Raw genomic sequence first — 24,522 nt, 5'->3', positions numbered from 1 at the left:
TCGCCGGACGCTCCGGCATCTACATCGTTTATCGAGCGCGCCGTCATGCTGCCCCCCCCAGTACCGGCTTCACCGCGTTCCGCGTCAGGTGATCCATTGCGGCCAAGACGCCGCTGCCGGCGAGCTTCACGCCCGCGAGCCGCAGCCCCATTTCGCACCCCGAAAGCGTGGCCATTAGCGTGAGGTCGTTGCAATCGCCAAGGTGGCCGATGCGGAACATGCGGCCTTTGACCTTGCCGAGCCCCGTGCCGAGCGACATGTCGAAGTGCTCGTAGATGAGTTTGCGCACGGCGTCGGCATCGATACCTTCGGGCATCACGACGCCGGTCAGCACGGGCGAATAGACGGCCGGATCGGCGCACTGGATCTCGAGGCCCCAGGCCGTGACGGCGGCGCGGCAGGCGCAAGCGAGCCGTTGATGGCGCGCGAAGACGTTCTCGAGCCCTTCCGCGAGAATCATGTCGATGGCCTCGGCCAGCCCGTAGAGCAGATTCGTGCTCGGCGTGTACGGCCAGTAGCCCTGCTTGTTCATTTCGATGATCTCGCCCCAGCCCCAAAACGCGCGCGGCAGCTTAGCCGTTTTGCTCGCTTCGAGTGCTTTCGGCGAAACGGCGTTGAAGCTGATGCCGGGCGGCAGCATCAAGCCTTTTTGCGAGCCGGACACCGTGACGTCCACGCCCCATTCGTCATGCCGGTAGTCGGCCGAGGCAAGGCCCGAGATCGTATCGACGAGCAGCAGCGCCGGATGCCCGGCCGCGTCGATGGCGCGGCGCACGGCGGCGATATCGGAGGTGACGCCCGTCGAGGTTTCGTTGTGCACGACGCACACGGCTTTGATCGTGTGGCCGGCATCGGCGCGCAAACGCGCTTCGATCCGGTCGGCCTGCACCCCGCGGCGCCAGCCCTCGGTGCCGGGCAAGCCGAGGAACTCGGGCTTGAGCCCCAGATTCTCGGCCATCTTCTTCCACAGCGTGGCGAAATGTCCGGTTTCGTACATGAGCACGCTGTCGCCCGGGCTCAACGTGTTACTGAGCGCCGCTTCCCAAGCGCCCGTACCGGACGCCGGGTAGATCACCACGGGCTGGTTCGTCTTGAAGATCTTGCGGATGCCTTCGAGTACTTTCAGCCCCAGCGCGCCGAACTCCGGGCCGCGGTGGTCGATCGTGGGCAGACTCATCGCGCGCAAGATGCGGTCGGGCACCGGACTCGGCCCCGGAATCTGCAGAAAGTGGCGACCGGCCGGGTGGAAGTCGAGCTTCAACATGCGTCGGGTCCTTGTTTTGAATTTTGAATGCAAAAAACTTTAACTCATGTTTTTGTCTGATGGAAGAGAAAACAGGGGCAGGCATGATGATGTGCGAGCCGCGCCAAAAGCGGCAGGCAGCCGCGAATGCTCCTGTAAAATTCCTGTCATTGGAAGTGGGGGGAGGTTTGCATGCAAAATACGAGCGCGCCAAGCGCCGATGTCGTGCCGCTTTTGCCGAAGGTGGAGCGCCAGCAGTTGCACGACACGGTTGTGGATCATCTGCGCACGTTTATCGTCGAGGGGCTGCTTGCGCCGGGCTTGAAGCTGAACGAGCGCGAGCTCTGCGAGCGCCTCGGCGTATCGCGTACGCCGCTGCGCGAGGCGTTCAAGGTGCTGGCCGTCGAGGGGCTCGTCGAACTGCTGCCCAATCGGGGCGCGATCGTGTCGCAGATGAGCGAGGTCGAGGTCCGCGAGACGTTCGAACTGATGAGCGGGCTCGAGGCGTTTTCAGGCGAGCTGGCGTGCGAGCGCATCACGGCCGCCGAATTGGCCGAGATCAAGGTGCTGCATGACGAAATGCTCGCTTGCCACGTGCAGCACGATTTGCCTGGTTACTACGCGCGCAACCGCGCGATTCACGACCGCATCAGCGAGGCAGCACGCAACACGGCGCTGCGACAGATGTACCTGGCGACGAATCGCCGGTTGCAGGCCCTGCGGTTTCGTTCGAATTATTCGGCCTCGAAATGGGAAAGCGCCGTCCGTGATCATGAAGAGATGATTCGGGCGCTGGAGGCGCGCGACGGCAAGAAAATGGCGGCGATTTTGCGCACGCATTTGCTGGCCAAGCGCGACGCGGTGCTCGGGCAGGCGGCGGTGCGCCAAGAGACCGAACACGCCGGGGAGTAGGATTGGAGCAAAAAAGGCTTCATGTGTAGCGAATTTGGCTACACCGTGTCTCGCATGCAGTGAGTCACCGTTCGGAGCCGTGAGCCACTGAGGCAATGGTCATGCTCGATGCAGGCTCTTCCCGACCCGCTAAGCTCGCACTTCCAATTGCGATAGATGCCGCAGCAGCTTCGTGACCATGACGACGACCGTCCCCGCGAGAATCGCAAAGAACACGGCGAGCGGGAGCAGCGTATGCACCGATACGAAGCCGGCCAGTCCCATCATGGCTGACGACACGAGCAGCAGCGCGCACCCGAGAATCGCACTCGTCAACCCTGCGATATGCGGGAACAGCGAATTGCCCTTGGCCATCAGCGTGGGATACATGGCCCCCGCGCAAAGACCCATAACGAGGACCGGCACCGCGAGCGTCCAAACCCGCAGACCGACCGTCGAGGCAAGCGCGAGCATGGCGAGCGAGGCCGCGGCCATCGACCATGCGCCGGCGCGCAGGCGGGTTTCCGCCGTGGGCAGCCGCGGTCCGTGGAGCCGATTCGATAGGCCGCCTAGGAAATACATCATCCCGATGCCGAGCGCGAGGTAGCCGAAATAGGTCGGTTCTTTGTGCAGCGTGATTTGGACCATGAACGGCCCGACGATGTTGAACACGAGCAAGATGCTGTAGCACAGCCCTTGCGCAAGAAAACAGCTTTGGAATACCGGGCTCGACAAGACCATGCGCGCGTTTTTCACGAGCGTGCGCGGCTCCAGATGAACCGGGGCGGGCAGCGTCTCGCGATAACGCCAGAGAATGGCCCACATCAGCAGCGAATAGACGAGTAGAAAGACGAGACACGCTTGCCAGTCGAACCATGTCTGCAAATGCGCGCCGATGACGGGGGCAACGATCGGCGCGAGCCCCCAGGCGATCGACATGTAGGTGAACGCGTGGATCAGCCCTTGGCCGGAAAACGAATCGGTGATGATCGCCTTGGCCAGCAGATTCGTGACGGCGATACCGAAGCCTTGCAGGCAGCGCGCGAGAATGAACGTTTCGAGATTCGGCGCCGCGAGCGAGAGCAGGCAACCGAGCGTATAGATGACGAGACCGAACGCGAGCACGCGCTTGCGTCCGTAGGCGTCGGCAACCGGCCCGAATATGAGCTGACCGAGCGCGTAGGCCGCCATGTAGCCCGAGACGCTCGACTGAATCGCTTGCGGCGACGTGGCGAAGTAACGTGCCATGGCCGGCAGCGCGGGGACGTAGATGTCGATGGCGAGTTGCCCGGCTGACGCGAACAGGCAGATCAGAAGCAAGAGGAAGCGCGGCGAATTTTGTTTGCGCGGCGGCGCCAAGGGAGGAGCGGACAGATCGGGAGTCATCAAAGCAACGGGTAGCGGGGCCAGGCTCGAGCAACGGGGGACGGTTCGCGCTCGGCGGGCAAGCCGGTCCGAGGATCGTCGTGCGCTATTGTAGTGACTTGCGAAAAGACTTGCTGGCGGGGTCCGCTGGGCCGTATCGGCCGCACGCCGATTGATTAAGTAGACGCGGCGCGCGATCCGTGCAGTTGGAGGCCGAGAGCTTTAATGACTTTGAGGATGGTGCCGAAACTGGGGTTACCTTCGGCCGAAAGCGCTTTATAGAGCCCTTCGCGCGAGATCCCGGCGTCGCGTGCGACTTGTGACATGCCGCGTGCTCGTGCGATGACGCCGAGGGCGTGGGCGATAAAAGCAGGATCATCGCCCCCTTCGACCAGGCACGCGTCGAAATACTCCGCGATGTCTTCCTCCGTCTTCAGATGATCGGCCGAGTCCCAGGGGCGCGTTTTCACGATTTCCATAACGAATCACTCCAAGTCTAAGCGGCCGAGCATCGCGTGAGCCGCGCGAATATCGGCGTCTTGCGAGGACTTGTCCCCGCCACAAAGCAGGACGACCAGTACTTGACCTCGCCGCGTGCAGTACACCCGATAGCCGGGGCCATGATCGATCCGCAATTCCGTAATCGGCGCGCCGACAAGCTTGCTGTCCCCGAAGTTACCCATTGCAAGCCGGTCGACGCGCGCCTGTATGCGCCGCTTGGCCACTCGGTCGTCGCGATGCGATATGCGGCGACCCTAATGGCGGAACATCTCAACGGACACGAAAGTGCCAAATATCAGACCAATCCAGGTCCGCGGAGCAGTTGGCGGCGGACTCTCCCGCCCCGCAGCCGCCCGGCTCCCGAGAACCCGCCGCGCGCCGCGGCTATCATGTCGCCATGAGCTGGACGCAACTTCCGGCGCGCATTTCGAACTGAGACGGCGGCAGGCCCTGGGCCCTTGCGGCAACACGCAAATAGCCCAGCGCTATTTTTCCCCCACGGATGGCTGGGATTGACGATGCGGATCGACGAGGACCGGTTTCACGTTTGGTTGACGGATATGCACGACGCCATCGCGGGGCTTCGTCAGTCGATCCCCGCCGAGGTGGCGGTCCGCTTGGATTTCTCCCGCGAATCGTTGAGCGCCATCGAGCAATTCGCGTTGGCGCGGTATCCGAGCATCGAACACGTCAAGCGGCGCCGCGAGGCGCAACTCGTGGACGGCATGGCTCGCTACGTGGGAGAAGTTTTCCGCAAACATCTAGGCGGACGCTGGGTCGTTCAGTCCGATGCCTGCAACGCATTTTATGGCCTGCCCCAACTCGCCGATATGGCGGGGCAATGTTCACCATTATGTCCGCTGACGCTCGTGACCGCTTCAGTCGATCGCCGAGTCGCCACATTTATCCGCACGGTGTTCGATAACGCGGTGCGTAATGCGCTCGATTCATCGCGCAAGGGCTGCGACATTTTATCGCACGGATATTAAATCAAACGTTTGCGTCCCCACCCCGCGCATTATTTGACGTTTGTTTGCGAACGATTTAACGATTGTTTGCATGATCTTTCCCGATATTTCAGAAAATTCGTTCCCGGTGCGATAGCGCAGTATTGAACCTCGGGAACGATTCGACGTTCGTCGCTGATTGCCGCTCGCGCGCCCCAGAACCATACGACCAGTCCGCCGCATGCCGCGCGCGGCATACGCATTCACGGGGAAGTCACGATGTCGTTGAAGATCCTATCCGTTTTCGGCACCCGTCCCGAGGCAATCAAGATGGCACCCGTCATCAAAGCCCTCGAAGATGCCCCCGATTTAGAATCGATCGTATGCGTGAGCGGCCAGCATCGGTCAATGCTCGAGCAAGTGCTGGAGTTATTCGATATTCGCCCGCGCTACGATCTCGCATTGATGACGGCCAATCAAACGCTGAACGGTCTTGCCTCGCGCTTGATTTTCTCGTTCGATGACGTACTCGCTCAAGAGCGCCCCGACTACGTGCTCGTCCACGGCGATACGACGACGGCATGCGCCGCCGCGATGGCTGCTTTCCACCGCCGCGTCCCGGTCGCCCACGTCGAGGCGGGACTGCGCACCGGCGATCTGTCGAGCCCGTGGCCCGAGGAGATGAACCGGCGCGTCATCGACGCGATCAGCGAGATCATGTTCGCGCCCACGGCGCGCGCCAAAGCCAATTTGATGGCCGAAGCGCTGCAGGGCCGTATCGTCGTGACGGGCAACTCGGTGATCGACGCGCTCTATGCGACGACGGCCCGCATCGATGCCGACGCGGCGCTGCGCGCCAAGCTCGACGCGCAGTTGCCCGAACTCGACGACGACAAACCGGTCGTGCTCGTGACGGGCCATCGCCGGGAAAGCTTCGGCGAGGGCTTCGCGGCCATCTGCGCGGCCCTCGACCAACTCGCACGCAGCGGCGACGTGCAGATCGTCTATCCCGTCCATCTGAACCCGAACGTCCGCACGCCCGTGCGCGCTCGGATCGGCAATTCGCCGAGCGTCCATTTGATCGAGCCGCTCGACTATCTCGGCTTCGTGCGGCTCATGCAGCGCGCCACGATCGTCTTGACCGATTCGGGCGGCGTCCAGGAGGAAGCCCCCGCCCTCGGCAAGCCGGTGCTCGTCATGCGCGATGTCACCGAACGCCCCGAAGCGCTCGAAGCCGGAGCCGTCCGGCTCGTCGGCACGCGCACGGAGTCGATCGTTGACGGCGTGCGCGCACTGCTCGAGGAGCGTCGAGTGGGCGTTGCCGGGCGGGAGCCGATCAGCCCCTATGGCGATGGTCTCGCGGCGGAACGTATCGTCGCCGCACTCAAGGGGCAACCGTTCAACGAGTTTTCGAGCGCCGTCCGGCCCCATGCGATCGACGCGCCGACGCGCGCGGCCCATGTCCGCCAGGTGGCTTTGGACGACGCGGCGCAATAGGCCCGAGTTCACACCCCGGCGCGCCCAATCATCCCTCTTTCGAGCCCTGTGTCATGCCGCTTTCCAGCCGACTCTTCGCTTCTCGCCGCCTCGCCTGCCTCGCCTTCGGCGCCTTCGCGGGCGGCGCGTTGCTGCCCACGAGCAGTAGCGCGAGCGCACCCGCGGACGCGCTGCGCCAGTTCGGCGCCACCACGAACCTCGCGCGCAGCATCGCGCTCGCGGACCTTGGCATTACCGAGCCGGTCGTATTGACCGGCAATGCGAGCCAAGATTTCTATCTGCCGGTGCCGAAGAGCCTATCGCTCGCGGATGCGGCGATCGCGTTGGACGGGCGCTATCTGAAGGGGCAGCCCGGTTCGGCTTCGGTCGTGGTGTCCGTGGACAACCAGCCCGTGGTTTCCCAACCCTTGGCCGATGGCGAAGGGTTGCTGCAACGCGCCCTCGCCGTCGCGCCGCGCCCACGTGACACTGGATTCGTCCGGCTTTCCGTGAATCTGCGGTCGAACACGGGCACGCGCCATTGCGAAATCGACCATTCCGACGGGAATTCGGTCGTCGTCTCGCCGCACACCCGTCTGACCTACCATCTCGACGCAGGCGCGATCGGCTCGCTCGACGACGCTTGGAACACGTTGCCCGGCGAGAGCGTGGTGCTCGTGTCGGGGGCGAAGCTCGACGCCGCAGCCTATGACAGCGCATGGCGTCTGGGCGTGGCGCTCCAACATGGAGGCAAGCGCGCATCGGTGCGCGCGCTGCCGGCCGTGGGCGAGGCCGTCGATACGCGCGGGATCGCCGTGCCCGGCGCGCTCGCCGCGATCCCGGCTTTCGCGGCGTTGCGCGACAACTCGGCGACGCACCGTCTCGCGAACGACGCCGAACTCGGCGCGCTCGTCGTACTCGGCGCACCGGCCGCCAGCGGCGATATCGTCGTGGCGGACGACGCATTGCGTACCCGCCTCGCCGGTGCGCTCGACGCGCTGGGCGCCCAGCTTGCGAGCGACGCCGACGCGAGCGCCGCACTGCGCGATTGGCGAGCGCGGCATGGCACGCTCGCCGACACGCTGCTCGGCTCGCATCAGATCCGCTTGGCCCAACTCGGTGCGCGCACGGTGATTGCCGTCGCCGCCGACGCAGGCGGCCAGGCCGCGGGTCTGTTCGACAACACGCTGCGCCGCGCGCTTCAGACCGACAGCCTCGTCGCGCCGATCGCCGAGCCCGATGCCCGCAATAGCGGCTCCATGGTGCGACTGTCGAGCCTCGGCGGCTCCGGACAGAGCTTCGACGTGCTCGCTCGCGGCGACTGGACGGTGAGTTTTCCGCTCGCGGCCGCCTCGGCCGACTCGCGCATGCCGTCGAAGATCGTGCTCTATGTGGCAGCCGCGCCCGGGCCCGCGTCCTCGCATCCTGTCGCGACGGTCTACTGGAACGGCGTCCTGCTCGCCGCCAAGCAACTGGCCGCCGACGGCCAGCCCGAGCAACTCGCGGCACGCGTGCCCGGCTATGTCCTGGGCCAGAGCAACACCTTGCGCGTGTCCGTGCAACGCCAGCCGTATTCCGCGGACTGCAACGAAATTCCGCAGGCCTACCCCGTGAACGTGCTGCCCTCGCTCAGCTACATTTTGCCGGGCGATGCCGAGCCGGACGGCACCTTCATCGGCTTGCTGCCCCTCCTGGCCGGCCGCTCGCAACTCATCGTGCCGCCGCGCTATCTGCAAGCCGCACCGGGCACGCTCGAGCGCGTGATCGCCATCGCGTCGGCGAGCGGCCTCTCGCCCACGCTGGCCGAGCTGACGATCGCGCCGGCGCAGGGCGCGGTCAAGCCGGCGAAGCCTTTCGTCGCCATGGAGGTCAATGTCGACGGCGCCGACCCCTCCGCTCGCGTGACGAACGGCGCGCGTCTGCAGATCAACGGCACGAACGCGACTTGGCTCGACGTGACGGGTTTGAAACGCCTATCGACGGCGGAAGTGGTACGAGCGCACAGCGAGGACGGCGTGCTGTGGTATGCGATCGGTGCGGGCGGGGCCGCGGCGAATCCCGGCAGCGGGGCCGCTGCCGCTCAGCCGTTCCTGCTCAATCGCGGCAACTTGGCGATCATCGGCGAGAACGGGCCGCTCGCGTGGCTCGACAGCGGCAACCCCGACGCCAGCTTGCCGCCCGGTGCGGGGGAAAGCGGGCTCTACGAGTGGCGCCGTTACGTCTCGTGGGGTGTGCCGCTGGTCGGCATCGCGCTGCTCGCGTTCGTCCTGCTGATGATCGTCGCCGCCCGCGCGCGTCGCAAGCGCAACCGCGGCGAGCAGTGAACGCGAGCGGCAACGCGCCATGTTCTCCTCACTCTACTGGCCTTATCTGGTCGCCGACTACTACCACGCGCTCGAAATCACGAGCGCCGTGGTAGGCGTCGTCATCTTGCTCTCCAGCCTCGACGATCTATTCGTCGACGGCTGGTACTGGGTGCGCCAGATATGGCGTTCGCTCACGGTGTGGCGTCGCCATACGCCGTTGCAGGCGGCGCAACTGCGCGCGGTGCCCGAGCAGCCGCTCGCGATCATGGTGCCCGCGTGGCTCGAATACGACGTGATCGCACCCATGCTAGAAAGCATGGTCGGCACGCTCGAGTACAAGAACTACATGATCTTCGTGGGCACGTACCGCAACGACGAGCGTACGCGCAACGAAGTGGAGCGCATGCGCCGCCGCTACCGGCAGCTCGTGCGCGTCGAGGTGCCGCACGATGGTCCGACCTGCAAGGCCGATTGCCTGAACTGGATCGTGCAGGCCATCTTCCGCCAAAACGCGCAGCAGGCGGAGCCCTTCGCGGGCGTCGTCTTGCACGATAGCGAAGACGTGCTCCACCCGCTCGAACTCAAGTACTACAACTATCTGCTGCCGCGCATGGATTTCATTCAGTTGCCGGTCACCTCGCTCGAACGCGAGTGGTACGAACTCGTGGCGGGCAGCTATATGGACGAGTTCGCGGAATGGCATACGAAGGATCTCGTAGTGAGAGAGAGCCTGTCGAAAATGGTGCCGTCCGCGGGCGTGGGGACCTGTTTCTCGCAGCGCGCGCTGCAACTGCTGGCCGAGCAGACGCAGAACCAACCCTTCAATACCGATACGCTCACCGAGGACTACGACATCGGCGCGCGGCTCGCGCGCAGCGGGTTGCGGCAGATCTTCGGCAAGTTCACGGTGGAGTACGTGACGCGCCGCCAGTCGTTCTTCGGCCTCGGAAAAGAAAAGATTTCGACGATCTCGATGCCGCTCGGCATTCGCGAGTACTTTCCGAATACGTTCCGTACCGCCTATCGACAGAAGGCGCGCTGGACGCTCGGCATCGGCTTGCAAGGCTGGCAGCAGGTGGGCTGGCACGGTTCGCTCGGCGTGAAATACCTGCTGTTTCGCGACCGCAAGGGACTCGCGACGTCGTTCGTCGCGATCCTCGCGTATCTGCTGCTGCTGAATTTTCTCGGCTTCTGGGCCGCCGACCGCATGGGCTGGTGGACGATCTACTATCCGTCGGTCTTCTCGCCGAACGGCTGGATCGCCACGCTGATGGGCTTGAACTCGTTCGCGCTCGCGTTGCGGATCGTTCAACGCAGCTACTTCGTGTGGCACATGTACGGCTGGGAGCACGCGGTGCTCGCGGTGCCGCGCATGATCGTCGGCAACTTCATCAATGCGATGGCCGCCGCGCGCGCATGGCGCCTGTTCATCGTCCATCTCGTCACGGGCAAGCGGCTCGTCTGGGACAAGACGATGCACGACTTCCCCTCCACCGATCAGCTCACGCAGCAGCGCCAGCGTTTGGGCGAGTTGCTGCTGTCTTGGCAGGCCATCGACGAAACGCGCCTTGCCTTCGCCGTCGACTTGCAGGCGAAGGAGCATAAGCCGCTCGGGCAGATTCTGATCGAGCAAGGCTGGCTCGACGAAGCGACGCTGCATGAAGCCCTCTCGTTCCAGGAAGGCGCGGCGGCCCTCGAGCCGGCCGGGCCACCGATTGCACCGATTGAGCTCAAGACCTCATGACGCATTTCGTTCGTCCCCTCGTGCTGACCGCGGTGCTCGCGGCCTTCACCGGAGCTGCCGTGCCGTCGGGCGCGCTCGCGCAGGCCTCGAAGAAGCCGGCGGCGGAAGCGCCGCTGCAAGGCGAGGCCTGGCGTCTCGCGAACGAGGCGTATGCCGGCTACCGCGCGCAGCGATTCGCGCAGGCAGCCGCTCAGGCCGAAAGCGCCATTCGCTTGCGTCCCGACGTCCTGCGTCTGCGCATGTTGCTGATCTATTCGCTGCAAAAGGCCGGCAAGCTCGATGCGGCGCAGGCGGCGGCCGACGATGCGATCAAAGCGGGCTTCGACGCACCCGCGCTGCGGGAAGTGAAGGCCAATCTGCGCCCCGCGCCCGGCGGCGCCGGCAATCCATCGAGCGCCGCCTGGCGCAAGGGTTTTCCGATCGCGACGCAGGCCTATACCGACTTCAACAGTAAGGAATATGCCGCGAGCGCCCAGCGCGCCGAAGCAGCGCTGCGCATCGATCCGACGCAGGGCGCCTGGGCGATGCTGTGGCTCGACGCGCTCGAAGCGCAGGGCAAATACGCCGAAGCGGCGGGCGCCGCCGACACCGCGCTCTCGCTCGGTGCGCCGAACAAACACGATTTGCTCGCGCGGCGTCAGACGCTGCGGCGCCGAATGGCCGTGATCCCGGCGCAAAAAGGCTATCAGGCGCTGATCGCGAACGATCCGCATGCCGCGATTCCGTTTGCGCGCGAGGCGGTATCGCTCGCCCCCGACATCGATAGCCATCGGTTGCTGCTCATGACCTCGCTCATGCTCGACGACCAATTGAGCGCGGCCGAGGACGCCGCCACCGACGCGCTCACGCAGGACGACGGCAACACGGTCGCACTCGTCATGCGCGCCTATCTGCGTCAGCGACAGGGCAAGGCCGAGCAGGCCGATGCCGATTTCGACGCGGCGCTGGGGCAGGATTGGCTGGACGACGGCCAGCGCAAGAACATTCGCCTCATCGCGGCCGATGCGGCGCTCGCCGGTGGTGATCCGGCGCGCGTCGCGGCGCTCGTTGCGCCGCTCGATCAGAAGGACGCGGCGGTGGCGCGCCGGTTGCGTTCGGCGAAGACGGAGGGCCGCCCCATGGCGCGCCGCCCCGTGCAGCTCACGCTCGCGAACTACCCTGCGCCGGTGCAGGACTGCCACGACACGCCGTACGGCACATCGTGCGAGCTGCTGCCCTCCGATGCGGGGGGCGCGGGCGGCGCGAGCGCGCAGGCCTACACCGCTTATGCGAGAGGCGATTATGCGGAAGCGATCGCCAAGGCACGCAAGGCCGCGGCTGACGATCCGCAAAATCCGGCGATGCAACGGCTGCTGACGACAGCGCTCTCCGCCGGCAACGCGGCGCAGATGAGGGAAGCCGAGCAGCGGTTGAACGACGCGCTTGCGCAATCGCCGGGCGACGCCGCGCTGCTCATGCAACGCGGCTACCTGTTTCAGCGCGAAAACGAGGCGGGCAAAGCGGTGGCCGACTTCCGGGCGGCGCGCGCGACGGGCAACGCGCCGCCGACGTCGATTCTCGATGAGGGCTATGCGCTCGCCAATGCGGGCGACAAGCGCGGCGCCGTCGATACGCTTAAGCACGCCATCGATATGAGCGACGCCGGCAAGCTGGCGCTCACGCCGGAGCAGCGTTTCGATACGCGCAACTCCATCGGTGGACTCTCGCGCCAATGGGGCGCGACGGTCTCGGCGGGATATCGCGGCGCGAGGCCGGCCGGGCCGGGCCTGGGCGGCGCGCAAGTCACGGTGCCCGGCGACGCGGTGTTCGGGTCGGCCGAGGTGTTTTGGCGGCCGTCGATGATCCTCAATTCGACCACGCGTGTGTTCGAGGTTTACGGCCGGCTGACGCAAACCGTCGCCAACGGCTCCGGCCGCACGCCGGCGCAGACCGTGCTCGATCCGTGCACGAACACGCCCGTCAACGTCGACGAGAGCGTCAACAACGGCCTGTCCGGCATCCCGACGACCACGGGCTCGCTCGGTATCCGCTTTACGCCATCGACGCAATTGGGCCTCACGTTCGGCATCGAGCGTCAGTTCAACCTCGGCTCGGCCACGCGCTCGGGCACGGTCACGCCGGCATCGGATTCGATGCGCTGCCGCCTGAGCGGCCGCGATCCGTCCAATCCGAACGGCCCGGCGCTCGCCAATCCGCAAACGGCTAACTATGTTTCGCGTGCCGGTAACGGCGGGTGGCTCTCGTATATGACGTACGGCTATTACGAGGGCACGACGCTGCGCATGGACAAGCCAAGCTGGCTCACGATCGAAGGCTACATGCAGGCCGGCTACTCGTGGCAGGACATGCCGTCGCAATTCTGGCTCACCGACCAAACCACCGGCGCCCAGAGCGCGCGCAGCTCGGGACGTTATAAGCGCGATCAGCTTTTCGCGGCCTATGAGTTGCGCGTGGGCCGCAGCTTCCGCGCGGATGTCGTGAGCGACCATCTCGTGATCTTTCCTTATGGGGTCGTCGGCGGCGACTTCCTCCACGAGAACGACCGGGTGCAGGCGCCGACGCTCGGCAACGGCTCGATCGCGTTGCTCGGGAACGGGTCGGACTGGTCGATGGGGGCGGGCGTGGGCCTGAACCTTCGTTACTGGTTCCGCGAGGACCACTACGACGCGCCTCGTTCCTACGTCGACTGGGCGACGCAGTACCGCTTCAACGTGGGCGGCGGTTCCAAGGACCGATCGAAAGGTTTGTTTATGACGGTGACGCTGTCGTATTGACGGACGAGCGCCATTGCGTCGGCGCGTGGCCGTATGCGTCTGGCGTATTTATTTTCGGGAGTCGCAGGTTGAACCAGACATCTTTTTCGAGTGTGCCGGGGAAGCGGACGATGCTGCGCATCGTTCGGCGGACCGCGCTATGCGTCGCGACACTCGGCGCGCTCGCCGCGACCGGCGCCGTGACCGCGCTGACGAGCGCAAGCGCGCAGGCCCAGGCGCAGGATGCGTCCTCGATCGTCATCAAGGGCAAGGACGGTTGGCTCTTTCCGGGGTGGGGCAGTCTCACGAGCGTCGATATGCGCGGCATCGATAACGATACGCGGTTGATCCAGCAGGCGCGCGACTTGTTCGCCGCGCGCGGCATCAAGCTCGAAGTCCTCCTGCTGCCCGACAAGACGCGCTTCTATCAGGACAAGCTGCCCGACGGCCGCGCGCTGAGCCCCGAGGTGCAGGCACGGTATGCCGCCATTCTCGGCAAGCTGAAACAAGCCGGCATCCCGGCGTTCGACGACGAAGCCGTGCTGCGCAAGCTGCGCGATGCGGGCGACAACGTGTTTTATCGCACCGATCAGCACTGGACGCAGGTGGCCGCCGATGCGACGGCGGAGGCCACCGCTCGCATGATCGCGCATGACGTGCCGGCGCTCGACGGCCGGCCCGGTACCGGCATGCCGCTCGGCAGCATGTTCAACGAACGCCGCTACGGCGATTTGGCCGAACTCTTCCTCACGGCGGACGAGAAAAAGCAGGTCGGCCGCGAAGTGTATTCGGTGCGACGTCAGGCCGAAGGCCAGAGTTTGATCGACGACGCCCCCGCACCCGTGCACGTGACGGGTCACAGCATGGTGCAGCCGTATTTCGGCTTCCCGCAAAAGCTCTCGAATCTGATCGATCGTCCCGTTTCGGTGAACTGGAAGCCGGGCAACGTCGGCCAGTGGATCATGTTGCTCGAGTACGTCGAATCGCCCGAATTCAAGGCGCACAAGCCGCAGGTGCTCATCTGGCAAATGTTCGAGCCGACCTACGCCCAAGGCCCCGACGCCTCTGGGCTGTGGGACAACGCGTCGATCATGTCGACCGAAACCTGGCTCTCGCGGTTGAAGGCCGCACTCGGGACCTGACGACGTGACCACCCCCGATCAGGACCACGCCCTCGGACACCGGTTGACCGCGCTGGTGTGCATGGTGTCGCTCGTTGCCGGCTTCGGCTGGGCACTGTGGTCGCTCGACCATGCGAGGATCGATGCGCAGGCCCTGCGTCCGCATGCCTGGCTCGACGGCTCGGCCGGCCGCGTGCTCGGCAAGTCGCTGCGTTTGCCGGCTCAGGGCGCCATCGACACCGCCAATGCCGCCGTGCGTTATCGATTGCTCGGCGATCTCGGCGACCAAACGGCGCTCGGCTGTCCGCAGTGGATGTTCTATCGCGACGGCCTGCGTCCTCAGCCGGGCGTGGCGGCCGACGTGCTGCGCGAGCGCGTGCGATTGATGCGCTACTGGACGGGCGAGTTGCGCGCAAAACACATTGAAGTACTCGTGGTGGCGGTACCGGACAAGTCGCGTATCGAGGCCGCGCATCTATGCGGCCGGGCCGTGTCGCAGGGCATGCGGCAACGGCTCGATGAGTGGCAAGACGCGCTGCGCGACGAGGGCGTACCGTTCGTCGATTTACGCGCCACGCTCGAGGGGCACACGGAGCCGATGTTCTTTCGCACCGACGTGCACATGAATGCCGACGGCGCGCGCGCGGCGGCGACGGCCGTCGCACAGGCTGCGTTGCCGCTGCTGGGCAACCAAAGAGGTACGCAGGAGTTCTCCATCGGCAAACCCGGCGCGCCGCAAGTGCGCATCGGCGATCTGCTCGTGCTCTCGGGATTGCAGCGGGCGCCGCGGGGCTGGCGTCCCGATCTGGAGCGGGTGCAACCTCAGGACATCGAGCCGGTGCGCTCGGGCGGCTTGCTCGACGCCGCGCCGCCCGTCGAAGTGCTGCTCGCCGGCAGCTCGAACGGCCGGCGCAGCAACTTCGCGCCGTGGCTCGGCATCGGGCTCGGGCGTGAAGTTTGGAACCTCAGCATGGACGGCGGCCAATTCAGCGGCGCGCTCATCGCGGCGCTCAAGCAGCGCGAGCGCTGGCCGAACTCGCTCAGGCTCGTGATCTGGGAGTTCTCGGAGAACGCGCTGTCGCTGCCGCTTACCGACGACGAGAAAGCCGTCCTCGCACATCTGCCCGCGCGGCAAGACGTCCCGCGGCCGCCGCAGGCTGCCGCATCGGCGGCGCGTGCGTTCGCCCCTTCCGCCTGAGATCGATTGCGATGCTGTTCAATTCCTGGCTCTTTTTGCTGCTGTTTTTGCCCGTCGCGCTCGCCGGACACTACCTCGCCGGCGCCGTTAGCCTGCGGCTCGCCGCCATATGGCTTTGTATCGCGTCGTTCGTGTTCTACGGCTGGTGGAATCCGCAATTCCTCGCGCTGCTCGCCGTATCGATTGCCTTCAACTACGCGATCAGCCGGTGGATGCTGCGCTGCGCGGGCCGGCCGCGCGTACAGGACGCGATCGTCGCGGCCGGCGTGCTGGCCGATCTGGCGGCGCTCGTGCACTACAAGTATTTCGCCGCGCTGTTCAATTTCATGAGCGAGCTGGGCATCACGCACGGCATGATGGATCCGCTCGCGCTGCCGCTCGGCATCTCGTTCTTCACGTTTACGCAGATCGGCTATCTGCTCGATTGCCGCGCCGGTATCGCGAAAGAGGGCCGGCTGTTGAACTATGTGCTCTTCGTGACGTTCTTTCCGCATCTGATCGCCGGCCCGATTCTGCATCACAAAGAAATGATGCCGCAGTTCGCGAAGCAGGATAACTTCCGCTTCCGCGCCGAAAATCTTTCGGTCGGCACCATGCTTTTCGTCATGGGCCTCGCCAAGAAAGTGCTGCTTGCCGACGCGATCGCCCCCTACGCGGACGCAGGCTTCGCCGCGCCGGGCGACCTGCGTTTCTGGGCGGCCTGGGGCACGAGCGTCGCGTATGCGCTACAGCTTTACTTCGATTTCTCCGGCTATTCCGATATGGCGCTCGGTCTCGCGAAAATGTTCGGCATCCGTTTTCCGCTGAACTTCAATTCGCCCTACAAGGCGAGCAGCATCATCGATTTCTGGGCGCGCTGGCACATCACGCTGACGCGCTATCTGACGGCTTACCTCTACTACCCCGTGGCGATGGCCATCTCACGCATGCGCGATAGGCGCGGCCTCGCAGCCGGTTCGGCCGCCGCCCGCACGCCGGGCGGGTTTGCGGCGACCATCGTGCTGCCGACCGTCTTCACGATGAGTCTCGCCGGCATTTGGCACGGCGCGGGTGTTCAGTACCTCGTGTTCGGTCTGCTTCATGCGCTGTATCTGTCGGTCAATCACGCGTGGCGCATCTTCGTCGTGGGCCGCAAGCCGGTGGCGGGCCGCACAGGCACGCGCGCGGGCAAAGTCGCGAGCGTTGCCGTCACCTTCGTCGCGGTGCTCGTCGCCCAAGCGTTCTTCCGCGCGAACGGCGTCGGCGAAGCCGTCCGGCTCGTGGAAGGCATGATGGGGCTGCGCGGTTTCGAGTCCTTGGGCACGCTCCGTTACGCGTTGAATATGGCGCCCGGCGACGCATGGCGCGCGATCGTCGGCACGCATTTGCAATTCGTCTATGTGCTTGCGCTACTCTGCATCGCATGGTTTGCACCGAACGCGCATCAAATCCTCGGGCGCCATTCGCCCGCGCTCTTCAAGGCGCAAGAGGCCGCGCTCGCTTTCATGCGCTGGCGTCCCGGCGCACCGTGGCTCGCCGTGTTGCTCGCGCTGTTCTTCCTGTGTCTCGCGAATCTGCACAAAGAGACGCGCTTCCTCTATTTCCAGTTCTGAAACTCGAACATCCCGCTAGCCGGAGTCCTCTCATGCCCATCGCCGAAATCGAAGCCAAACTCGCACAACTGATCGAAGCCATCATCCTCACGTCGGTCGAGCCGGACACCCTGCTGATCGAGTCGGGGCTCATCGATTCACTCTCGGCCGTCGATGTGGCGCTCGCCGTCGAACGCGAATTCGGCGTGAAGATCCCGCCGTCGGAAATCGACGTGCATCTCGAGTCGGTGCAAATACTGGCCGAATACATCGCCTCGCAAAAGGTTTGAAAGGGTTGGAAGACGCTTGAACCCGCTTGAACCCGCGATAAGCCCCGGCACCCGCTCACGAGGAGATTCTCAATGCATTTCGACTTCGATCGTTTCGAATTCGCAGACGAGCATGCCGCGCCCGAACGCGCGGCCGTGATCGATCCCGCGCGCCCGCTTTCGTGGGCCGCGCTCGCCGATGCCGTATCGACGTGGACAGCCGCCGCGATAGAAGCCGGCGCGCGCGCGAACGTGCCGCTCGTGATCACGGGCCACAAGGAGCCGGCGTTTCTGGTTGCGATGCTCGGCTGCTTACAGCTTGGCGTGCCGTTCGTGCCCGTTGATGTCGTCAACCCGGCGCACCGCATTGCCCGCATCGGCGAGCTCGTGCGCGCCGGCCTGCGCTACGATGCGCAGGCGCGCGCGTTCGTGCCGACGGGCTTCGACGCCGCGCCGCTTGCAGAGCCGGGGCTTGCCTACATCATGTTCACCTCGGGCAGCACGGGCGATCCGAAGGGCGTGCAAATCGGGCGCGAGAGCCTGGGCCTATTCGCGCGCTGGATTCGCGATTGCCTCGCGCTCGGCGATGCGCCCGTGTTCATGGACCAGATGCTGTTCAGCTTCGACTTCTCGCTGTTCAACTGGGTGGGTGCGTTGGCGACGGGCGGCGCGTGCGCGTTGTGCCCGCGCGAAGTGATCGAGGACCGTGAACGTTTCGCGGCTTATCTGGCGCGCGCACGCGTGAACGTCTGGACTTCGACGCCGTCGTTCGCGCGTCAGCAACTGCTGGATCCGTCTTTCGACGCCGGGCACTTGCCCGATCTGCGCGCGTTCGTGTTCGGCGCGGAATCGCTCACGCCGGTGCTGGCCGAAGCACTCTGGAGCCGTTTCCCGGCCTCGCGCATCATCAACTCCTATGGGCCGACCGAGGCGACGTGCTCGACCACGTGGGTCGAGATCGATGCCGAACTGCGCGCCAGCGCGCCGCTGCCGTTTCCGATCGGCCGCGCCAAACCGTATGCAGAGGTGTTCATCGACGACGGCGAGATCTGTATCGCCGGCGATCACGTCATGCGCGGCTATCTGAACCGCGCCGATTTGAACGCCACACGCATGTTCGTGCGCGACGGCAAGCGAGGTTATCGCACCGGCGATCTCGGCGCGATGGATGCGCGCGGGCTCGTCACGTTCCGCGGCCGGCGCGACGACCAGATCAAGTTGCACGGCTATCGCATCGAACTGGCCGAAGTCGACGCGGCGCTGGCCACGCTACCCGGCGTGCGCGCGGGCGCGGCGGTCGCGCTCAAGCGTCCCGACGGCGCCATCGTGCGGATGATCGGTTTCGTCGATCCCGATGCCGAAGGACCGTCCGGACTGCTGCCCCCGCCTCCCGCGTTGGCCGATTGGCGTGCCTCGCTCGGCCGCCGCGTGCCGCCGTATATGATCCCGTCGGAATTGATCGTCTGCCACGGCTTTCCGCTGACGCAGACCCAAAAAGCCGACCGCAAAGCACTGGAGCGCATGTACCTGGACTCGAGGATGCGTTCCCCCAAGGAGTCGAAAGCATGAAGTTCGTCGCACGATTCGTTTTTGCGCCTTGTCTGGGCGCCGCCTTGTCGCTGGCCGCCGCGTTCGCGCCGATCGGCGCGCGCGCCGATACCGAGGGCAAATTCGCGCAGCTCTATGCCGCGCGGCCGCCGGCCGGGTCGTCGTTCGTGCGCCTGGTCAATCCGGACAGCGCGCGGCTCTCGGTGAAGATAGCCGATGGACCCGTGCAAACGCTCTCCGGCGAGGCAACGGCGAGTACGTACGCCATCGTCAAAGGTAATGCGCCGTTTACCGTCTCGCTGAACGGCAAGGCCGTCGCGACGCTGACGGTCGCACCGGACAGCTTCGCGACACTCGTGCCGCGCCGCGAGGGGCAGAAAGTCGTATTCACCGTCGTCGACGACGGCGGTGGCTCGCAAGACGCGCTCAAGGCCGAGTTGCGCTTCTACAACCTTGCCGCCGACTGCCCGAATGGCCGCCTCGCGGTGGCGCCCGCCGGTCCGGTGCTGTTCTCGGCCGTGGCGCCGCATGCGGCTGCCGCGCGTCCCATCAACCCGGTTTCGGCGAAGCTCGCGGCCGCATGCTCGACGGTCGCGTCCGGCGCGCTGACCCTGCCGGCGCTCCAGCCGGGCGACCACTACAGCCTCTTCCTCGTGGGCACGGCCGGCAAACCGGTGCTGCGCGGCCAGGTGAGCGCGACCGACCCGTATGGACAGTAAAGCGACGGCCGAATCCTCCAGGAGCGAGCGTATGCGCGGCGTTTTCCGCGAAGATCACGAACAGTTTCGCGTTCAAGTCGAGCGTTTCATCGCGAACGAGATCGCGCCGCATTACGCCCAGTGGGAGCATGAAGGCATCACGCCGCGAGCGTTGTGGCGAAAGGCCGGCGAGGCCGGTTTGCTGAACTGCGCGATTGCGGTGCCGTACGGGCTGGGCGGCGACTTCGGACATGCCGCGGTCGTCATCGAAGCGCTTGCGCACGCGAACTATCTCGGCATCGGTTTTTCGATTCATTCGGATATGGTCGCGCCGTATCTGGCGGCATTCGGGACACCCGAACAGCGGGAGAAATGGCTGCCTCGCATGACGTCGGGCGAACTCATCGGCGCCATTGCGATGACCGAGCCCGGGGCGGGCAGCGATTTGAAGGCCGTGCGCACGCGCGCGCGCCGAGACGGCGAGGGGTGGGCACTGAGCGGCCAGAAGACGTTCATCACGAACGGTGTGAACGCCGGGCTCGTGATCGTCCTGGCCAGCACGAACCCCGACCTCGGCGCCCGCGGCTTGTCGCTCTTCGTCGTCGAGGAGGGCATGCCGGGATTCGCCAAAGGACCGCCGCTCGCAAAGATCGGGCAGCACAGTCAGGACACGTGCGAACTGTTTTTCGACGATGTGCGCCTGAGCGCCGATGCGTTGCTCGGGGAAGAGGGGGCCGCATTCGAGTACGTCACCCGCGAACTCGCGCGGGAGCGTCTGGCCATCGCGCTGCGCGCGGCCGCCTCGCTCGAAGGCCGCCTGGCCGAAGCGGCGGCGTACCTCAAGGAGCGCAAGGTGTTCGGCCGGCGCGTGCTCGACTACCAGAACTCGCGGTTCAAGCTAGCCGATGCGCTTTCCAAGTCGACCATGCTGCGCGTGTTTCTCGACGACTGTCTCGCGCGCCACATGGCGGGCGGACTCGAGCCCGTCACGGCGGCCATGGCTAAGCTCAATGCGACGGAGTTGCAAGGGCAAGTGCTCGACGATTTGCTGCAACTGTATGGCGGCTACGGCTATATGAGCGAATACGGCATCGGACGCGCCTGGGCCGATGCGCGCGCGTTGCGCATCTTCGGCGGCACGAGCGAAATCTTGCGTGAGATCGTCGGCAAGCAACTCTAAAGCGGACCGGTGATCGGCGCGCGCTCAACCGATCGCCGATTGCCAGCGCTTGAGCAGCAACCTTGCCTCGGCGGAGTCGCCGAGCACCCACGGATCGAGCGAGAACGCGACGATACGCTGCGCGCCGTAATCGCGCGCGATGTTCCATTGCGCCTCGATGCGCCGAAAGCTGGCCGAACGGGCCTTGAAGTCCGAGCCATCGCTCTTCGCCGCCGGCAATTGCTCGAACAGTTCCGCGATGAGATCGAACGTCGCCCCGCGCGCGACGAGCATGTCGTGCAGCGGCCTGAGCGCGTCGTAGTTGCCGATGCCGGCCACGCCCACCCCATCTTGGATCATCGGATGCAGCTTGACCCGGTCGAGCAGCGTGCTCCACATGCCGGCGAGCGTGCCGGTCGTCGGCAGTTGGCTGAAGTAGGTCGACACGGTCGGGACCTGGCCGCTGGTGGCGAGCGCCACGTCGGAGAAGCGGCCGAGCCAGTCGGCGAGCTTGTCTAGGCGCGCCGGATCGGCCCAGTTGTACTGCTCGAGCTCATACGGGATATACCAGCCGCGAAACGCCTCGTGCAGTGTCCACAGCGCGGTTTGCATATAGCTTGCGCCGCGCTCGTTCGAGCGGGCAAGGAAGGCGTCGAGCACGGCGTCGCTTTTGTCGCCGATCGCGTTCCACCAGCGCTCGTCGTAGGGCACGCCGAGGTGAACGCCCATGCCGAGCGCCGCGCTCTCGTCGAGCAGCAACTGGATCATCGAATCCGGCGCTATCCATGTGCTGTCGGGCTCGCTGTCGATGCCAACCCACTGCACGAAAATCTCCTTGCAGCCGAGCGCATGGGAGGCCGTTAGGCGTTCGTGCCATTGATCGCGCGTCCAGTCGAGATGGCTGCGCCACAGTTGCACGAAGGTGCCGCCGATTTGGGGCGGTGCGTTGCAGGCGGCGAGCGGCAGACAGGCCGCCAGCATGGCGGCTTGCAGCAGGCGGCGGCGTTGCGGGCTATGAGCTCGGGCGGCGCGAAGCGGAAGCATCGATGAGGGCTTGGACAATAGCGCGGGGCCGGGATCGTATGAGGAAATGAAGCGCGCCGATATTATCGGCAATTTTTGGCGATCGATCACGGCGATTCGTCGTCTCGTTTACTCCCTTTACGATTGCTTAGATTCCAGCCTTCTATGCTTTATGCCCGCCGGGTGAACTCCCGCTCGAATAGTCCTCACTGTCAGAGCTTACATTTGCAAAGTGTTCCGGGCCCTGGTTGACTATATCGTTGCCCGTGAAGCGATCAGTCTTCTTGACCCCAGACCAGTCCGCATGCGACGTCGGTGCGGTCGTGGAAGAAACAATCAAGTCGACCTTGGCTTGCTCTGCCATTGCCGCTGCGAATCGATGGTGTCCATCGATGAGCACCAGTTTTTTGCCGTCGCTACTCCGCGCGACGGGGATCGGTTCTAATTGCTCTCCATTTTTTATTTTCTGTCGATACGCGTCGATGTGCGATTCCTTTAGTTCATGCTGCGACGGCAGGATGTCCGAGTACTTCGATTCGGCCAACTCCGTTGCTCGCGACGGCTGATAGCTGGCGCGTTGCGCACCGCGGTCTTCGCTCATATTGAGCGAGCCCCCGGCGGTTAGGCCGCTGATGTTCGGCAATGCGGGGCCCGTCGACGACCCCAGGGATGCCCTATTCGCAGCGGCCCGCATCGATGCGGCTCGGTCGAATTGGGTAGCCTGCAGATCCTGGCGTGGACGCATCATGGCACTGTCTGAAGCGGACGCCTCTTGCGCGCTGTCGCGGCGCGGTCTTTTCGACAAGCCGGAAAAGCGGTCATCAGCCGGGGGAGAAGCTGACCGTCTTACGGGCTGGCCATCCGACGCCGCAGTGGTTTGCCCTGTAAGTGGTGGGTTCGGTACAGGGGATCCCGAAATTGAGTTGGTGCGTGTCATGCTGGTATGACACCACGCGAGCCTTGCCAGAAAAATTACAACCGCGAAGTTGTGATGCCGAGTGCGATGGGACTGACGAAAAATGTGAGCAGGCGCGGTTTCGAATGCAAGTCGCTACAGCTAACGCTTGCTTGCCCGCGCTAGACCCACCGCCTCGAATGTCTGATCCAAATACAGCTTCATCACGCTTTCCAACTCGTCGATCACCGCCGCGCGATGCGCAAACGTCGCCTCGCCCTGAATAGCGACCGCCGCCTTCATGATTTGCTGAACCACGGCCGCGCGCACCTGCGCCTCGGCCGCCTTCATCCCGGGCGCCTTGGCGCGCAAGATCGCCGCGATCTCCGCGCGAATCCGCTCTCTCACCCCGAGCACCGCCGGCAGCGAGCGGCCGGAGGTCTCCACGAGCGGCGCGAACGCCGGATGCGCGGCGCGAAACGCAACCAATGCGCGCGCGAGCCGATGCGCTAGGGCCGCCACGTCGAGCGCGGGCGCCGCTTCGCGCAGCCGGCCGAGATCGTCGATCAAGGTCGTCAAATACGCTTCGAGCAGCGCGTCGGCCAGCACATCCTTCGTGGGAAAGAACTGATAGAGCGAGCCGATGGACGCGCCGGCCCGCGCCGCGATCGCCGTCATCGTGGCGGCGTCGAAGCCCTTCTCGGCGAATTCCGCGCCGGCCGCGTCGAGCAGCGCCGCCACGCGCGCCCGCCCGCGTTCGCGCCGCGGCGGCTTCGCGTCCGCGCGCACGTCGTCGCCGGAACGACTTGCATTTTGTGAGGCCATCCTCATATACTCCGTTTTGTGAGGGTATCCTCGTATTTCTGAGGTATCGCTCTCATTAAACCTGTTTTGCCGGTCGCGCTCAATGGCGGGCCGGCCCGCCGGCTCGCACCGGCGCGCGATATCGACTCGATCAACGCTGCATCCACGGGACTTCAAGGACTCATCATGGACACTCTCGATCCACGTACCACCGCGCTCGTCCTCATCGATCTGCAAGAAGGCATCCTGCCCTACGGTCGAGCGCCGCGCACGGGCGATGCCGTCTTGGACGCGAGCGTGCGCCTCGCGAAACGCTTTCGCGAAGTGGGCGCGCCTGTCGTGCTCGTGCGCGTCGGGCCCAGTCCCGATTTCGGCGACGTATTGCGGCAAAGCGTCGACCAGCCCCCGCCCACGCCGCCCGGCGGCTTGCCCGAAAATTGGTGGACCTTCCCGCCTCGGCTCGAAGCGAGCGAGCGCGACATTCAGATCACGAAGCGGCAGTGGAACGCCTTTTACGGCACCGAACTCGATTTGCAATTGCGCCGGCGCGGCGTTCAAACGATCGTGCTCGCCGGTATCGCGACGAACATCGGCGTCGAGTCGACCGCGCGCGCCGCGTTCGAGCGCAACTACGCGATCGTCTTTGCCGAGGATGCGATGAGCTGCGCATCGATCGAGCAGCATGAAGCATCGCTGCGCTTCATCTTCCCGCGGCTCGGACGCGTTCGTACGACGGACGACGTACTGGCGGCAATCAACGGCTAACGTCGGCTTCGGTGCGCGGACGCATCGCTCGGTGCGTCCGTCGCCTCAAATAGCGGGACGCGGTATTCACTGGTCTCATCGCTCTGATGCTCCTCGCGTAATCAATGCGTGGCCGCGGCTCGCCCGTCGCCATGCTCCAAACGCATGCGATTGGCTCTTCGCCTTTGTCCTGAAAGGATTCGTGCGGGTATGGCGCAATTTTTCAGCCATCGTTAAGCGATTGGTCAAAGCCCTCCAATTGAGCG

Annotated in this window: 21 protein-coding genes; 14 read left to right on the top strand and 7 right to left on the bottom strand. The window is 65.0% G+C overall.

The features are described from left to right. Positions 1 to 43: 43 nt before the first annotated feature. Entirely contained in the window at positions 44 to 1,264 is a 1,221-nt protein-coding gene (locus DXT59_RS16265) for a pyridoxal-phosphate-dependent aminotransferase family protein (RefSeq protein WP_116137916.1), read from the bottom strand. 171 nt (positions 1,265 to 1,435) lie between these two features. On the opposite strand from DXT59_RS16265, the gene DXT59_RS16260 reads away from it, so the two are divergent. After that, positions 1,436 to 2,155, top strand: a complete 720-nt coding sequence (locus DXT59_RS16260) for a GntR family transcriptional regulator (RefSeq protein WP_116137915.1) — start codon at positions 1,436 to 1,438, stop codon at positions 2,153 to 2,155. A gap of 129 nt (positions 2,156 to 2,284) precedes the next feature. On the opposite strand, the gene DXT59_RS16255 is transcribed toward DXT59_RS16260, so the two are convergent. The 3 genes from DXT59_RS16255 to DXT59_RS16245 form a co-directional block, all read right to left on the bottom strand. Further along, positions 2,285 to 3,520, bottom strand: coding sequence for a multidrug effflux MFS transporter (locus DXT59_RS16255; protein ID WP_116137914.1), 1,236 nt, complete (start codon positions 3,518 to 3,520; stop codon positions 2,285 to 2,287). A 155-nt stretch (positions 3,521 to 3,675) separates the two neighbouring features. Continuing rightward, positions 3,676 to 3,978 carry an addiction module antidote protein gene (locus DXT59_RS16250; RefSeq protein WP_116137913.1) on the bottom strand — a complete coding sequence of 101 codons (303 nt, stop codon included), beginning with the start codon at positions 3,976 to 3,978 and terminating at the stop codon, positions 3,676 to 3,678. 6 nt (positions 3,979 to 3,984) lie between these two features. Continuing rightward, on the bottom strand, positions 3,985 to 4,245 hold the full coding sequence (locus tag DXT59_RS16245) for a type II toxin-antitoxin system RelE/ParE family toxin (RefSeq protein WP_116137912.1): 261 nt from the start codon (positions 4,243 to 4,245) through the stop codon (positions 3,985 to 3,987). A 267-nt stretch (positions 4,246 to 4,512) separates the two neighbouring features. Here DXT59_RS16245 and DXT59_RS16240 point away from each other — a divergent pair, with 267 nt between their 5' ends. The 12 genes from DXT59_RS16240 (at position 4,513) to DXT59_RS16185 (ending at position 20,811) form a co-directional block, all read left to right on the top strand. Then, positions 4,513 to 4,989: a hypothetical protein gene (locus tag DXT59_RS16240; protein WP_205417442.1), complete on the top strand. Its 477-nt coding sequence runs from the start codon at positions 4,513 to 4,515 to the stop codon at positions 4,987 to 4,989. A gap of 237 nt (positions 4,990 to 5,226) precedes the next feature. Beyond that, positions 5,227 to 6,444 (top strand): non-hydrolyzing UDP-N-acetylglucosamine 2-epimerase, encoded by a 1,218-nt coding sequence (gene wecB / locus DXT59_RS16235; RefSeq protein ID WP_116137911.1) that lies wholly within the window; start codon positions 5,227 to 5,229, stop codon positions 6,442 to 6,444. Between the two features lie 53 nt (positions 6,445 to 6,497). After that, complete coding sequence (locus tag DXT59_RS16230; protein WP_116137910.1) at positions 6,498 to 8,747, top strand: hypothetical protein; 2,250 nt, start codon at positions 6,498 to 6,500, stop codon at positions 8,745 to 8,747. 19 nt (positions 8,748 to 8,766) lie between these two features. Then, positions 8,767 to 10,473: a glycosyl transferase family protein gene (locus tag DXT59_RS16225; protein ID WP_116137909.1), complete on the top strand. Its 1,707-nt coding sequence runs from the start codon at positions 8,767 to 8,769 to the stop codon at positions 10,471 to 10,473. Next, positions 10,470 to 13,247 (top strand): NfrA family protein, encoded by a 2,778-nt coding sequence (locus DXT59_RS16220; protein WP_116137908.1) that lies wholly within the window; start codon positions 10,470 to 10,472, stop codon positions 13,245 to 13,247. Before DXT59_RS16225 ends, DXT59_RS16220 begins: the two co-directional genes overlap by 4 nt. A gap of 110 nt (positions 13,248 to 13,357) precedes the next feature. Further along, positions 13,358 to 14,368, top strand: coding sequence for an alginate O-acetyltransferase AlgX-related protein (locus tag DXT59_RS16215; protein ID WP_116137907.1), 1,011 nt, complete (start codon positions 13,358 to 13,360; stop codon positions 14,366 to 14,368). Between the two features lie 4 nt (positions 14,369 to 14,372). Next, positions 14,373 to 15,545: an alginate O-acetyltransferase AlgX-related protein gene (locus tag DXT59_RS16210; protein ID WP_240324543.1), complete on the top strand. Its 1,173-nt coding sequence runs from the start codon at positions 14,373 to 14,375 to the stop codon at positions 15,543 to 15,545. A gap of 11 nt (positions 15,546 to 15,556) precedes the next feature. Then, positions 15,557 to 17,137 carry an MBOAT family O-acyltransferase gene (locus DXT59_RS16205; RefSeq protein WP_116137905.1) on the top strand — a complete coding sequence of 527 codons (1,581 nt, stop codon included), beginning with the start codon at positions 15,557 to 15,559 and terminating at the stop codon, positions 17,135 to 17,137. Between the two features lie 32 nt (positions 17,138 to 17,169). Further along, positions 17,170 to 17,406 carry an acyl carrier protein gene (locus DXT59_RS16200; protein WP_116137904.1) on the top strand — a complete coding sequence of 79 codons (237 nt, stop codon included), beginning with the start codon at positions 17,170 to 17,172 and terminating at the stop codon, positions 17,404 to 17,406. A 72-nt stretch (positions 17,407 to 17,478) separates the two neighbouring features. Continuing rightward, positions 17,479 to 18,954, top strand: a complete 1,476-nt coding sequence (locus tag DXT59_RS16195; protein WP_116137903.1) for an AMP-binding protein — start codon at positions 17,479 to 17,481, stop codon at positions 18,952 to 18,954. Then, positions 18,951 to 19,652: an alginate O-acetyltransferase AlgF gene (locus DXT59_RS16190; protein WP_116137902.1), complete on the top strand. Its 702-nt coding sequence runs from the start codon at positions 18,951 to 18,953 to the stop codon at positions 19,650 to 19,652. The genes DXT59_RS16195 and DXT59_RS16190 overlap by 4 nt, the downstream gene beginning before the upstream one ends. A gap of 31 nt (positions 19,653 to 19,683) precedes the next feature. Continuing rightward, a complete protein-coding gene (locus DXT59_RS16185) occupies positions 19,684 to 20,811 on the top strand; it encodes an acyl-CoA dehydrogenase family protein (protein WP_116137901.1) in 1,128 nt (375 codons plus the stop codon). Between the two features lie 24 nt (positions 20,812 to 20,835). Here the strand turns inward: DXT59_RS16185 and DXT59_RS16180 are convergent, their stop codons facing one another. The 3 genes from DXT59_RS16180 to DXT59_RS16170 form a co-directional block, all read right to left on the bottom strand. Then, positions 20,836 to 21,834 (bottom strand): DUF4434 domain-containing protein, encoded by a 999-nt coding sequence (locus tag DXT59_RS16180; RefSeq protein ID WP_240324542.1) that lies wholly within the window; start codon positions 21,832 to 21,834, stop codon positions 20,836 to 20,838. 142 nt (positions 21,835 to 21,976) lie between these two features. Beyond that, the gene (locus tag DXT59_RS30655) at positions 21,977 to 22,414 is read right to left on the bottom strand and encodes a ParB N-terminal domain-containing protein (RefSeq protein WP_162878106.1); all 438 of its coding nucleotides are present in this window, start codon (positions 22,412 to 22,414) and stop codon (positions 21,977 to 21,979) included. 456 nt (positions 22,415 to 22,870) lie between these two features. After that, positions 22,871 to 23,533 carry a TetR/AcrR family transcriptional regulator gene (locus DXT59_RS16170; RefSeq protein WP_116137899.1) on the bottom strand — a complete coding sequence of 221 codons (663 nt, stop codon included), beginning with the start codon at positions 23,531 to 23,533 and terminating at the stop codon, positions 22,871 to 22,873. 165 nt (positions 23,534 to 23,698) lie between these two features. Between DXT59_RS16170 and DXT59_RS16165 the strand changes: the two genes are divergently transcribed. Continuing rightward, the gene (locus tag DXT59_RS16165; RefSeq protein ID WP_116137960.1) at positions 23,699 to 24,277 is read left to right on the top strand and encodes a hydrolase; all 579 of its coding nucleotides are present in this window, start codon (positions 23,699 to 23,701) and stop codon (positions 24,275 to 24,277) included. Positions 24,278 to 24,522 lie beyond the last annotated feature (245 nt).

Source organism: Trinickia diaoshuihuensis (assembly GCF_003390925.1).
GTDB lineage: Bacteria > Pseudomonadota > Gammaproteobacteria > Burkholderiales > Burkholderiaceae > Trinickia > Trinickia diaoshuihuensis.
Note: the sequence above shows the minus strand (reverse complement) of the source record. Positions and strands in the feature narration are given on the sequence as shown.

Excerpts from the sequence above, each read along its gene's own strand:
- DXT59_RS16230 (WP_116137910.1), top strand. The coding sequence starts at position 6,498 with ATGCCGCTTTCCAGCCGACTCTTCGCTTCTCGCCGCCTCGCCTGCCTC.
- DXT59_RS16255 (WP_116137914.1), bottom strand. The coding sequence starts at position 3,520 with ATGACTCCCGATCTGTCCGCTCCTCCCTTGGCGCCGCCGCGCAAACAA.
- wecB (WP_116137911.1), top strand. The coding sequence starts at position 5,227 with ATGTCGTTGAAGATCCTATCCGTTTTCGGCACCCGTCCCGAGGCAATC.
- DXT59_RS16190 (WP_116137902.1), top strand. The coding sequence starts at position 18,951 with ATGAAGTTCGTCGCACGATTCGTTTTTGCGCCTTGTCTGGGCGCCGCC.
- DXT59_RS16225 (WP_116137909.1), top strand. The coding sequence starts at position 8,767 with ATGTTCTCCTCACTCTACTGGCCTTATCTGGTCGCCGACTACTACCAC.
- DXT59_RS16185 (WP_116137901.1), top strand. The coding sequence starts at position 19,684 with ATGCGCGGCGTTTTCCGCGAAGATCACGAACAGTTTCGCGTTCAAGTC.
- DXT59_RS16170 (WP_116137899.1), bottom strand. The coding sequence starts at position 23,533 with ATGGCCTCACAAAATGCAAGTCGTTCCGGCGACGACGTGCGCGCGGAC.
- DXT59_RS16215 (WP_116137907.1), top strand. The coding sequence starts at position 13,358 with ATGCTGCGCATCGTTCGGCGGACCGCGCTATGCGTCGCGACACTCGGC.
- DXT59_RS30655 (WP_162878106.1), bottom strand. The coding sequence starts at position 22,414 with ATGAGCGAAGACCGCGGTGCGCAACGCGCCAGCTATCAGCCGTCGCGA.
- DXT59_RS16250 (WP_116137913.1), bottom strand. The coding sequence starts at position 3,978 with ATGGAAATCGTGAAAACGCGCCCCTGGGACTCGGCCGATCATCTGAAG.
- DXT59_RS16195 (WP_116137903.1), top strand. The coding sequence starts at position 17,479 with ATGCATTTCGACTTCGATCGTTTCGAATTCGCAGACGAGCATGCCGCG.
- DXT59_RS16260 (WP_116137915.1), top strand. The coding sequence starts at position 1,436 with ATGCAAAATACGAGCGCGCCAAGCGCCGATGTCGTGCCGCTTTTGCCG.
- DXT59_RS16200 (WP_116137904.1), top strand. The coding sequence starts at position 17,170 with ATGCCCATCGCCGAAATCGAAGCCAAACTCGCACAACTGATCGAAGCC.
- DXT59_RS16220 (WP_116137908.1), top strand. The coding sequence starts at position 10,470 with ATGACGCATTTCGTTCGTCCCCTCGTGCTGACCGCGGTGCTCGCGGCC.
- DXT59_RS16265 (WP_116137916.1), bottom strand. The coding sequence starts at position 1,264 with ATGTTGAAGCTCGACTTCCACCCGGCCGGTCGCCACTTTCTGCAGATT.
- DXT59_RS16205 (WP_116137905.1), top strand. The coding sequence starts at position 15,557 with ATGCTGTTCAATTCCTGGCTCTTTTTGCTGCTGTTTTTGCCCGTCGCG.
- DXT59_RS16165 (WP_116137960.1), top strand. The coding sequence starts at position 23,699 with ATGGACACTCTCGATCCACGTACCACCGCGCTCGTCCTCATCGATCTG.
- DXT59_RS16180 (WP_240324542.1), bottom strand. The coding sequence starts at position 21,834 with ATGCTTCCGCTTCGCGCCGCCCGAGCTCATAGCCCGCAACGCCGCCGC.